Genomic DNA, 10643 nt, shown 5'->3' with positions numbered 1-10643 from the left:
CTCAGCCACGCTCCGGCGGCACTGACGACAATTCGAACGGGCTGCTGCTGCGCCGCTGGTTGCGATCTTCGCGCGGCGTGGCACCGAAGAAGTTGCGATAGGCGCTGGAGAAATGCGGCCCCGAGGAGAAGCCGCACGAGAGGCCGATCTGGATGATCGACTTGCTGGTCTGCATCAACATCTGCCGGGCCTTGTTCAGGCGCAGTTCCAGGTAGTACTGGCTCGGCACGCGGTTGAGGTATTGCTTGAAGATCCGCTCCAGCTGTCGACGGGATACGCACACGTGCTGGGCGATTTCGTCGGTGGTCAGCGGCTCTTCGATGTTGGCTTCCATCAGCAACACCGCTTGGGTGAGCTTCGGATGGCTGGAGCCGAGGCGATTCTGCAACGGGATGCGCTGACGCTCACCGCCCTCGCGGATGCGCTCAACGACCAGTTCTTCCGACACCGCACCGGCCAGTTCCGCGCCGTGATCGCGGGCCAGCACCGCCAGCAGCAGGTCGAGCACCGACATGCCACCGCAGGCGGTCAGACGATCGCGATCCCAGTCGAACAGATGACTGGTGGCGATGACTTTCGGGAAGCGCTCAGCGAAATCGTCCTGCCAGCGCCAGTGCACGGCGGCGCGATAACCGTCGAGCAAACCGAGCTGGGCCAGCGGATAGACACCGGCCGACAGACCACCGATCACGCAACCGGCACGCACCAGTTGCTTGAGCGCACTGCTCAGCGCCGGCGCGAGCGTGGTCGGTGGCTCGTCAGCGAGCAGGAACAGTTTCTGGAAATTCTCGAGCTTGCCGGCCCACGGCTCGCCGGGCAATTGCCAGGCACCTTCGCTCTGCGGCTCGGCCTGCAAGAACGACAGTTCGTAAACCACGTCCGGGTGCACCCGCTGCGCAACACGCAAGGCCTCCTCCGCCAGCGCCAGCGTCAACGCTTTAGTGCTGGGCCAAATCAGGAAACCAATTCGATGGGCAGTCATGGGCGGGCAATCCGAAACGAACAACGGTGATGAAGGCATGGGCCAATGCTAGCCCGGAAATGAACACAAATCCTGAAACCGGTGAAGATCAGAATGTGGGAGCGAGCCTGCTCGCGAAGGCGGTGTACCAGTCAACATAATTGCTGGCTGTTGTACCGCTTTCGCGAGCAGGCTCGCTCCCACAGGGATCTGAGCCAGCCAGAAGGTCGCGAAGCATGACCTAATCTGGTGCACAACGGCAGCCCTGATTTATTTCAGGCTGCCCGACAGAAACTGCTGCAAGCGCTCCGACTGCGGGTTGACCAGCACTTCGCGCGGGTTGCCGCTTTCTTCGACGACGCCTTTGTGCAGGAACACCAGCTGGTTCGACACTTCACGGGCGAAGCCCATTTCGTGGGTCACCACGACCATGGTGCGGCCTTCCTGCGCCAGCGCCTGCATGACTTTCAGCACGTCGCCGACCAGTTCCGGGTCAAGGGCCGAGGTCGGTTCGTCGAACAGCATCACCTCCGGCTCCATCGCCAACGCACGGGCAATAGCCACACGCTGCTGTTCGCCACCGGACATGTGCCCCGGGAACGCGTCTTTGCGATGGGCCACGCCAACCTTGTTCAGGTAGTACTCGGCTTTTTCGCGCGCTTCGTACTTGGGTACGCCGAGCACGTGCACCGGTGCCTCCATGATGTTTTCAATCGCGGTCATGTGCGACCACAGATTGAAATGCTGGAACACCATCGACAGGCGCGAACGCATGCGTTGCAGCTGTTTTGGATCAGCGGCTTTCAGCGCGCCATCCTTGTTCGCCACCAGTTTCAGCTCTTCGTTGTTGAGCAGGATCTTGCCGGCGTGCGGCTGCTCGAGCAGGTTGATGCAACGCAGGAAAGTACTTTTGCCGGAGCCACTGGAGCCGATGATGCTGATCACATCGCCGGCGGCGGCTTTCAGGGACACGCCCTTGAGCACTTCGTGACTGCCATAGCGTTTATGCAGGTCTTGGACTTCAAGTTTGTACATGCGGTCGGTTCTCACAAAAACAGTCAGTCAGTCGTTGAGCAAGCGCCCGTGACGCAGCGCTTCGCGCCCCGCCACCTTGGCCAGCCAGAAACCGGGTTGGGCATAGCGCAGCCGTTCAATGGCAAACAGCACCCCGGACGTACCAGCACATACCGTGCTGACCCGATCGGACACAGGGTCGATCACTTGAAAAATCTCATCGCCCGCCTCGACCCATTCGCCAGGCCTGCGGGAAAAACTCACCACACCGGGGTGCGGTGCGAACAACAATTCGGTGCCTTCGAAGGGCATGCCTTCGCACGGTTCGAAGGCCGGGTCCGGCCACTCGCCGGTGATCAGACCTTGCTCGGCAAGGAACGCCAGAATGCCTTCAGCATAAGCCTCGGCTTCGACGCGGCCGGTGTCGGCCTGCCCGCCCAGCTCGATCGTCGTCGCCAGACACGCCAGCGGAATCTGCGCCTCGGGGAACTGCCGCGACAGGCGCAGCCATGGCAACGAGCAGGCTTCATCGAACGAGCTGCCGCCGGAATCTTCCGCGAGCAAACCTACCTTGACGTTCAGGTGTGCCGACAGCGAACGCCACTGCGGCCAGTGCTGCGGCAGCGCATACATGTGCAGCGCGGCTTCGGCATCGCAGTGCAGATCCAGCACCACATCGGCGGTGCAGGCGTGGCTGAGCAGCACACGTTGCATGCCTTGCAACTGGCTGCTTGCTTCAGGCAATCCGGCCAGGTGGTCGGCCATTGCCTGACGGATCAGGCGCACGTTGGCATGGGGATCATCACCGAGTTTTTCGCCCAGCGCCGCCGCGACCGGCGCGCTGAGCTCGACGAAATCACGATTGAAATTCTTGCCGCTGCCCGCCTCGAAACGGCCCTGGAAATTGCCTTGCAGCAATTGCCCGAGGCCGATCGGATTGGCCACCGGCACCAGCTCGATCACGCCGTTGAGCAAGCCTTGGGCTTCGAGTTCGCCGAGGCGCTTTTTCAGCTCCCAGGCGGTGCGCATGCCCGGCAGTTCATCGGCGTGCAGGCTGGCCTGGATGTAGGCCTTGCGCTCGCCCTCACCGAACCGGAAAACCGAAACCTTGCGCTCGCTGCCCAGGTGGCTCCACGGCAATACGTGGTCGATGCGTTGCATATCAGTGCTTCCGTGGCGCGAGGTAGCTCAACCAGCGACGCTCGGCCAGTTTGAACAGCTTGACCAGAATGAAGGTCAGGCACAGGTAGAACACGCCGGCAGTGATGTACGCCTCGAACGGCAGGTAGAACTGCGCGTTGACGGTACGTGCCGCGCCAGTGATGTCGATCAGGGTCACGATCGACGCCAGACTGGTGGTCTGCAGCATCATGATCACTTCGTTGCTGTACTGCGGCAGCGCCCGGCGCAGGGCCGACGGCAGCAGGATGCGCTTGTACAGCTTGAAGCGCGACATGCCCATGGCCTTGGCCGCTTCGATCTCACCGTTCGGCGTGGCCTTCAGGCTGCCGGCGATAATTTCCGCGGTATAGGCGCTGGTGTTCACGGCAAAAGCCAGGCAGGCACAGAACGTTGCGCTGGACAGCCACGGCCACAGGAAGCTTTCGCGTACCGCTTCGAACTGGGCCAGACCGTAGTAGATCAGGAACAGCTGAACCAGCATCGGCGTGCCGCGAATCACGTAGGTGTACAGCCACGCGGCGCCATTGACGAACGGGTTTTTCGAGACGCGCATCAGCCCCAGCGGCAACGCCGCGAGCAAACCGAAGAACAGCGACAGCGCGAGCAGTTTGAGGGTGGTCAGCAGGCCGCTGAAGTACAGCGGCAGTGCCTCCCAGATGACGTTGTAGTCGAAGATCATAGATCAGCCGCCCTTACGCCTACCGAGTAGCGCTTCTCAAGGTGACGCAATGCCAGCAACGAAACACTGGTGATCACCAGGTACATCGCCGCCACTGCGAGGAAGAAGGTGAAAGGCTCGCGCGTGGCATCCGCCGCCTGCTTGGCCTTGAACATCATGTCTTGCAGACCGACCACGGAGATCAGCGCGGTGGCCTTGGTCAGTACCAGCCAGTTGTTGGTGAAGCCGGGAATCGCCAGACGAATCATCTGCGGCACCATCACCCGGAAGAACACCTGAAAACTGCTCATGCCGTACGCCATGCCCGCTTCGGCCTGGCCCTTGGGGATCGCCATGAACGCGCCACGGAAGGTTTCCGAGAGGTACGCACCGAAGATGAAACCGAGGGTGCCGATACCGGCGGCCAGCGGGTTCAGGTCGATGTAGTCGTCATAGCCGAGCATCGGCGCAACGCGATTCAGCAAGTCCTGACCGCCGTAGAAGATCAGCAGGATCAGTACCAGGTCGGGAATGCCGCGGATCACCGTCGAATACAGATCGCCCAGCCACGCCAGCCAGCGCACCGGCGACAGGCGCAACGCGACACCGATCAGCCCGAGAACGATGGCCAGAGCCATGGACGACAAGGCGAGCTGAAGCGTCAGCCATGCGCCATCGAGGATGACAGCCCCGTAGCCTTTCAACATGATTCAGGTCCTCGAAAGTTGGGATGAAAAAATGGCGCAAACCGCAGAGATTCTGTTGCTTGCGCCATTTCGGACTTGTCGCAGAGACGTGTTACTTGCCGTAGATATCGAAGGCGAAGTACTTGTCCTGGATTGCCTTGTATTTGCCGTTCTCGCGGATGGCCGCGATGGCAGTGTTGATCTTGTCTTTCAGGGCGTCGCCCTTGCGCACCGCGATACCTACGCCGTCGCCGAAGTATTTGACGTCGGTGAAGGCCGGGCCGACGAACGCGAAGCCTTTGCCGGCGTCGGTTTTCAGGAAGCCGTCGTCGAGCAGGGTAGCGTCAGCCACGGTACCGTCGAGGCGACCGGCAGCCACGTCGAGGTAGATTTCGTTCTGCGAGCCGTACGGCTTGATCTCGGCGCCCAGTGGAGCGAGAACTTCGCGGGCGAAACGCTCGTGGATCGAGCCACGCTGTACGCCGATGTTCTTGCCCTTCAGTTCAGCCAGACCTTCGCTGACCTGAGTGCCGGCCTTCATGACCAGACGCGCCGGGGTGTTGTAGTACTTGTTGGTGAAGTCGACCGACTTCTTGCGATCTTCGGTGATCGACATCGACGACAGGATCGCGTCGATCTTGCGCACTTTGAGAGCCGGGATCAGACCGTCGAACTCTTGCTCGACCCACACGCACTTGACCTTCATCTCTTCGCACAGCGCGTTGCCGATGTCGTAGTCGAAACCGACGATGCTGCCGTCCGGTGCTTTCGAAGCGAACGGAGGGTAAGCCGCTTCGATACCGATCTTCAGCGGTTTTTCGTCAGCGAAGGCATTCATCGACAGCACGGACAGTGCCAGGGCGCCAAGCAGCACAAGTTTCTTCATCTTGGGACTCCATCGGTAAAGGGCAAAAACGGCAGAGTGAGCGACAGCCCAATATGCGAATGGGTGAATCGGAAATCGGTTGCGCATCGGCGGAAATTTCCCATTGGAACCGCAGGCGATTTCAACGTCAGCCACGATGAGCGAGTGATCGGCATTCTAACGACAGGCCCGAAGCCGATATTTCTTCAATGCGACAACTAATTACAGATGCACCGAGAAAGCGGTTTGAGCTCATTGACAGCCCTGCAATTTCATGCAAGAGCGAAAGACAGTGAACCGATACATATTGCAAGTTGCGGGCCTATTATTCGTAAACCCTTCTAATCCGGCAAGCGCAGCGTTATGTCTTATTTTTCAGCAGGGCTTTGGAGGCTCTAAAACGGCGCACCGCGTTTCCCTTCGCCCCGGTTTGGCGCGGGCGGTTACACATTGGGTTGTGGCGGGTAACAGCGGGAAAGGTCTGACGGGGGAGATCGATAATTATTGGTTGGGTGTTGCGGTTTCCTACAGCTGATTACTGCGGTGTCTTACAGATTGCCTTCGCGAGCAGGCTCGCTCCCACATTTGAAATGCGCCCGCTTCCTTGTGGGAGCGAGCCTGCTCGCGAAGAGGCCCTCCCAGCTACCACAAACCTCACAGCCATAAAAAAGCCCCGCCCGGCATTACCGGACAGGGCTCCTATGCTTCTAACGCTTAAGCAACATTCATGGTCTTGTGCGTATCAATCAAATGCTGCACCACACCCGGATCCGCCAGGGTCGAGATATCGCCCAGCCCGTCGTATTCCGCCGTGGCGATCTTGCGCAGGATGCGGCGCATGATCTTGCCCGAACGGGTCTTCGGCAGCCCCGGCGCCCACTGGATCACGTCCGGCGAAGCAATCGGGCCGATCTCCTTGCGCACCCAGTTCTTCAGCTCCAGGCGCAACTGCTCGGTCGGCTCCTCGCCGTTCTTCAAGGTCACATAGACATAGATGCCCTGCCCCTTGATGTCATGCGGCACACCCACCACCGCAGCTTCGGCCACCTTCGGATGCGCGACCATCGCGCTTTCGATTTCGGCGGTACCCATGCGGTGGCCGGAAACGTTGAGCACGTCGTCCACACGCCCGGTGATCCAGTAGTAACCATCGGCATCGCGACGCGCGCCGTCACCGGTGAAGTACATGCCACGGAAGGTCTTGAAGTAGGTATCGACGAAACGATCATGATCGCCGTACAGCGTACGCGCCTGACCCGGCCACGAATCGAGAATCACCAGATTGCCTTCAGCCTCGCCCTCAATGATGTTGCCGAGGTTGTCGACCAGCGCCGGCACCACACCGAAGAACGGACGCGCCGCCGAACCCGGCTTCAGCGCGTGGGCACCCGGCAGCGGGCTCATCATGTTGCCGCCGGTTTCGGTCTGCCACCAGGTATCGACGATCGGGCAACGCGACTTGCCGACATTCTTGTAGTACCAGTCCCAGGCTTCCGGGTTGATCGGCTCGCCCACCGAACCGAGCAGACGCAGGCTGCTGCCATCGGCGCCTTCAACCGCCGCCTGACCCGAAGCCATCATCGCGCGGATCGCGGTCGGCGCGGTGTAGAGGATGTTGACCTTGTGCTTGTCGATGATCTTCGCCACCCGGGTGATGTCCGGGTAGTTCGGCACACCTTCGAACAGCACGGTGGTCGCGCCATTGGCCAGCGGGCCGTAGACGATGTAACTGTGGCCGGTGACCCAGCCGACGTCGGCGGTGCACCAGTAGATTTCGCCCGGACGGTAGTCGAACACGCGCTCGTGGGTCATTGCCGCATACAGCAGATAACCGCCGGTGGTGTGCTGCACGCCCTTCGGCTTGCCGGTGGAGCCGGAGGTATAAAGGATGAACAACGCTTCTTCGGCGCCCATCTCTTTCGGCGCGCAAACGGTGCCCGCGACCTTCATCAGGTCTTCGTACCAGATGTCGCGATGCTGGTTCCACTTGATGTCGCCACCGGTGCGCTTGCACACGATGACCTTCTGGATGCTGCTGGTTTCCGGGTTGGTCAGCGCGTCGTCGACGTTGGCCTTGAGGGAAATCTTCTTGCCGGCGCGAATACCCTCGTCAGCGGTGATCACCACTTTCGATTTGCAGTCGATGATGCGACCGGCCAGGGCTTCCGGCGAGAAACCGCCGAACACCACCGAGTGAATCGCGCCGATCCGGGTGCAGGCCAGCATGGCGACCACGGCTTCGGGAATCATCGGCATGTAAATGGTCACCACATCGCCACGGTGCACGTCCTGACCCCGCAGGGCGTTGGCGAGTTTGCACACTTGTTCGTGCAGTTCGCGGTAAGTGATGTTGCGGCTCTCGGAAGGATCGTCACCTTCCCAGATGATCGCGACTTGATCGCCGCGCTCAGCCAGATGGCGGTCGAGGCAGTTGTAGGAAACGTTCAGGGTGCCGTCGGCAAACCACTTGATGTCGACATGGTGATCGTCGAACGACGTCTGCTTCACCGTGGTGAAAGGCTTGATCCAGTCCAGACGCTTGGCTTGCTCGCGCCAGAAGCCGTCAGGGTTGACGACCGACTGCTGGTACATGGCTTTGTAGGTCGCCTCGTCAGTCAGCGTGTTAGCCAGAACCTCGGGACGAACGGGATACAGAGAAGCCGCACTCATCTTTCCTACCTCGGTGTAATAGTTGTTTTTGTATGACCCTGTTGTAGCCGGGTGGGCCCCATAGAACCATTCGACGATGGTAGTAACAACCCTCCCCCTGCGCACGCGCCCCTGTAGGAGCTGCCGAAGGCTGCGATCTTTTGATCTGTTTTCAAGATCAAAGTCAAAAGATCGCAGCCTTCGGCAGCTCCTACAGGGAATGGGGTGTTTGGGGGATTGTTACCAAATATGCCAAAAGTGTTTATCAAAACCCGCTCTGTTTACCCCGGCCCCACCACCCTAAAATTCACCTCGCCAACAAGGCAACCGCGATTAACAACGTTACAGCCCCCACGAAGGCCGTTAATCCAGCTCTCCAAGTAACGCATCAAATACTCAAGCTCCACACGCAACCCTAAAAAGGTTGCGTGACCCCACTCGACCTCAAAAAGGTGAATTAGAAATGAAAGCTTTATTGGTTCTGGCCCTCAGCAGTCTGTGCGCAACCGCCATGGCAGACGAGGTCCCGACTGATGTCGCACAGCAACAACCGGTAATCGAGGAATACACTTACTCCACACATCTGGACATCGCCAAAGTTGTATCGATGAGCGAAGTGCCAAATGTCTGCGAAGTAGTACCGGCAAAAATGGAATACGACGACTCCAAAGGCCAACGCCACATCCTGCGCTACAGCATCATGGGCAACGGCTGCACGAACTGAACCAGACTGCACCGAATCGGATCGCTCAGCGCTACATTGAGGGTCGATTCCAGCCCGGCTACGGTCGGGCTCAGTTGTGTCTGGAGCCGTGAAAAACGCTTGCAAAACACTAGATATAGTGAAAAACCCGCTTTTCTGGCTATTTTTTAAACAAAAAACCACCTGGCAAAAAATTAACGAAAAAAAATCTGCCGGGGCCGATTCCGCGCAAAGCCCTGTAATCCCTCGGTCGGACCGAAATCCACCGCCTCCTCGGCCTCGCCATGAGCCGATTCGCCGCACCACGCCGGTAAAAATTTCCCTATAATGCCGCCCCATACGGGTCAGCAATATTCCCTTACAGGGAGCAAAAGCCATTCTGAAGCCCCGCAACAGTGCCATACGCTGATTGCGCCCATCAGAGGCTCTCGGAACCCGTCAAAATTTCTGTTTATTTGCCTGCGTGCAGCGCTGCAAAAAACGACATCCAACGCGGCTTGTTTGGCCGTGTGAAAAACCAACCCTTCAGGTTTCACACGGGCACAAGCCCTCACGCAGGAGACGACACGTCATGCTGAGCTGGGACGAATTCGATAAAGAAGACAGTGAAGTCGCAACCGTGAAAGGCGCCAACGCCGGCCACGCAAGCGAAGCCAACATGGACCGCCTCGACAACGCCGGCGGTGCCGCAGCGCTGGAAGCCCGCGCCGTCACCGCCGACGACTCGGCCGCCGTGGCCCGCGCCAAGGCTGCACTGAACTCCCTCGACGTCGCCGAAGGCCTCGCCGAACTCGAAGGCGCCTCCGCCCGTGTCGCCGTTGACGAAAAGCGCATGATCAACTGCCGCGCCGACCTCAACCAACTCGTACCTTTCAAGTACGACTGGGCCTGGCAGAAGTATCTGGACGGTTGCGCAAACCACTGGATGCCGCAAGAAGTCAACATGACCGCCGACATTGCCCTCTGGAAAAACCCGGAAGGCCTGACCGACGACGAGCGCCGCATCGTCATGCGCAACCTCGGCTTCTTCTCCACCGCCGACTCCCTGGTTGCCAACAACCTGGTCCTGGCCGTGTACCGCCTGATCACCAACCCGGAATGCCGCCAGTACATCCTGCGCCAGGCGTTCGAAGAAGCGATCCACACCCACGCCTACCAGTACTGCATCGAATCGCTGGCCATGGATGAAGGCGAAATCTTCAACATGTACCACGAGATCCCATCGGTCGCGAAGAAAGCAGCCTGGGGCCTGAAGTACACCCGCTCGATCTCCGATCCAAAGTTCGAAACCGGCACCCCGGAAACCGACAAAGAGTTGCTGCGCAACCTGATCGCCTACTACTGCGTTCTGGAAGGCATCTTCTTCTACTGCGGCTTCACCCAAATCCTCTCCATGGGCCGCCGCAACAAAATGACCGGCGTCGCCGAGCAGTTCCAATACATCCTGCGCGACGAATCCATGCACCTGAACTTCGGCATCGACGTGATCAACCAGATCAAAATCGAAAACCCACACCTGTGGGATGCCGAAATGAAGGAAGAAGCGACCCAGATGATCCTGCAGGGCACCCAGCTGGAGATCGAATACGCCCGCGACACCATGCCTCGCGGCGTACTGGGCATGAACGCGGCGATGATGGAGGACTACCTGAAGTTCATCGCTAACCGTCGTTTGTCGCAGATTGGTTTGAAAGAGGAATATCCAGGCACGACTAACCCGTTCCCTTGGATGAGCGAGATTATGGACTTGAAGAAAGAGAAGAATTTCTTTGAGACGCGCGTGATCGAATACCAAACTGGTGGGGCGTTGAGCTGGGATTGATTGATATGGCCCTGCTGCTCCAATTGCAGCAGGGCCATAAAAATATCAAAAGGCTGTTATTCAGAAGGCAGAAACAAGAAACCCGCAGCAATCGCGCCAACGA

General features: G+C 59.2%; 9 protein-coding genes. 2 read left to right on the top strand and 7 right to left on the bottom strand.

All coding sequences use genetic code 11. The features are described 5' to 3' along the window. Window position 1 precedes the first annotated feature (1 nt). The 7 genes from argR to acs form a co-directional block, all read right to left on the bottom strand. Window positions 2-982: a transcriptional regulator ArgR gene (gene argR, locus ASG55_RS15645; RefSeq protein ID WP_024014018.1), complete on the bottom strand. Its 981-nt coding sequence runs from the start codon at window positions 980-982 to the stop codon at window positions 2-4. 249 nt (window positions 983-1231) lie between these two features. After that, window positions 1232-1996, bottom strand: coding sequence for an ABC transporter ATP-binding protein (locus ASG55_RS15640; RefSeq protein ID WP_007912705.1), 765 nt, complete (start codon window positions 1994-1996; stop codon window positions 1232-1234). A 27-nt stretch (window positions 1997-2023) separates the two neighbouring features. Then, the gene (locus tag ASG55_RS15635; protein ID WP_056788052.1) at window positions 2024-3136 is read right to left on the bottom strand and encodes a succinylglutamate desuccinylase/aspartoacylase family protein; all 1113 of its coding nucleotides are present in this window, start codon (window positions 3134-3136) and stop codon (window positions 2024-2026) included. A gap of 1 nt (window position 3137) precedes the next feature. Then, entirely contained in the window at window positions 3138-3836 is a 699-nt protein-coding gene (locus tag ASG55_RS15630; protein WP_024014019.1) for an ABC transporter permease, read from the bottom strand. Continuing rightward, a complete protein-coding gene (locus ASG55_RS15625) occupies window positions 3833-4522 on the bottom strand; it encodes an ABC transporter permease (protein WP_016773583.1) in 690 nt (229 codons plus the stop codon). Before ASG55_RS15625 ends, ASG55_RS15630 begins: the two co-directional genes overlap by 4 nt. 91 nt (window positions 4523-4613) lie before the next feature. Further along, a complete protein-coding gene (locus ASG55_RS15620; RefSeq protein WP_041479236.1) occupies window positions 4614-5387 on the bottom strand; it encodes an ABC transporter substrate-binding protein in 774 nt (257 codons plus the stop codon). 693 nt (window positions 5388-6080) lie between these two features. Continuing rightward, on the bottom strand, window positions 6081-8036 hold the full coding sequence (gene acs / locus ASG55_RS15615) for an acetate--CoA ligase (RefSeq protein WP_056788049.1): 1956 nt from the start codon (window positions 8034-8036) through the stop codon (window positions 6081-6083). Between the two features lie 442 nt (window positions 8037-8478). Here acs and ASG55_RS15610 point away from each other — a divergent pair, with 442 nt between their 5' ends. Both ASG55_RS15610 and ASG55_RS15605 read left to right on the top strand, forming a co-directional pair. Then, window positions 8479-8739: a DUF2790 domain-containing protein gene (locus ASG55_RS15610; RefSeq protein WP_007912695.1), complete on the top strand. Its 261-nt coding sequence runs from the start codon at window positions 8479-8481 to the stop codon at window positions 8737-8739. Between the two features lie 550 nt (window positions 8740-9289). Continuing rightward, window positions 9290-10540 carry a ribonucleotide-diphosphate reductase subunit beta gene (locus tag ASG55_RS15605; protein ID WP_016773579.1) on the top strand — a complete coding sequence of 417 codons (1251 nt, stop codon included), beginning with the start codon at window positions 9290-9292 and terminating at the stop codon, window positions 10538-10540. The last annotated feature ends 103 nt before the right edge of the window (window positions 10541-10643 follow it).

Source organism: Pseudomonas sp. Leaf434, from assembly GCF_001425545.1.
Taxonomy (GTDB): domain Bacteria; phylum Pseudomonadota; class Gammaproteobacteria; order Pseudomonadales; family Pseudomonadaceae; genus Aquipseudomonas; species Aquipseudomonas siliginis.
The sequence above is the reverse complement of the archived record's forward strand: the minus strand, read 5'-3'. Positions and strand labels throughout refer to the sequence as shown.

Coding starts and splice junctions, on each gene's coding strand:
- argR (WP_024014018.1), bottom strand. CDS start 982: ATGACTGCCCATCGAATTGGTTTCCTGATTTGGCCCAGCACTAAAGCG.
- ASG55_RS15640 (WP_007912705.1), bottom strand. CDS start 1,996: ATGTACAAACTTGAAGTCCAAGACCTGCATAAACGCTATGGCAGTCAC.
- ASG55_RS15635 (WP_056788052.1), bottom strand. CDS start 3,136: ATGCAACGCATCGACCACGTATTGCCGTGGAGCCACCTGGGCAGCGAG.
- ASG55_RS15630 (WP_024014019.1), bottom strand. CDS start 3,836: ATGATCTTCGACTACAACGTCATCTGGGAGGCACTGCCGCTGTACTTC.
- ASG55_RS15625 (WP_016773583.1), bottom strand. CDS start 4,522: ATGTTGAAAGGCTACGGGGCTGTCATCCTCGATGGCGCATGGCTGACG.
- ASG55_RS15620 (WP_041479236.1), bottom strand. CDS start 5,387: ATGAAGAAACTTGTGCTGCTTGGCGCCCTGGCACTGTCCGTGCTGTCG.
- acs (WP_056788049.1), bottom strand. CDS start 8,036: ATGAGTGCGGCTTCTCTGTATCCCGTTCGTCCCGAGGTTCTGGCTAAC.
- ASG55_RS15610 (WP_007912695.1), top strand. CDS start 8,479: ATGAAAGCTTTATTGGTTCTGGCCCTCAGCAGTCTGTGCGCAACCGCC.
- ASG55_RS15605 (WP_016773579.1), top strand. CDS start 9,290: ATGCTGAGCTGGGACGAATTCGATAAAGAAGACAGTGAAGTCGCAACC.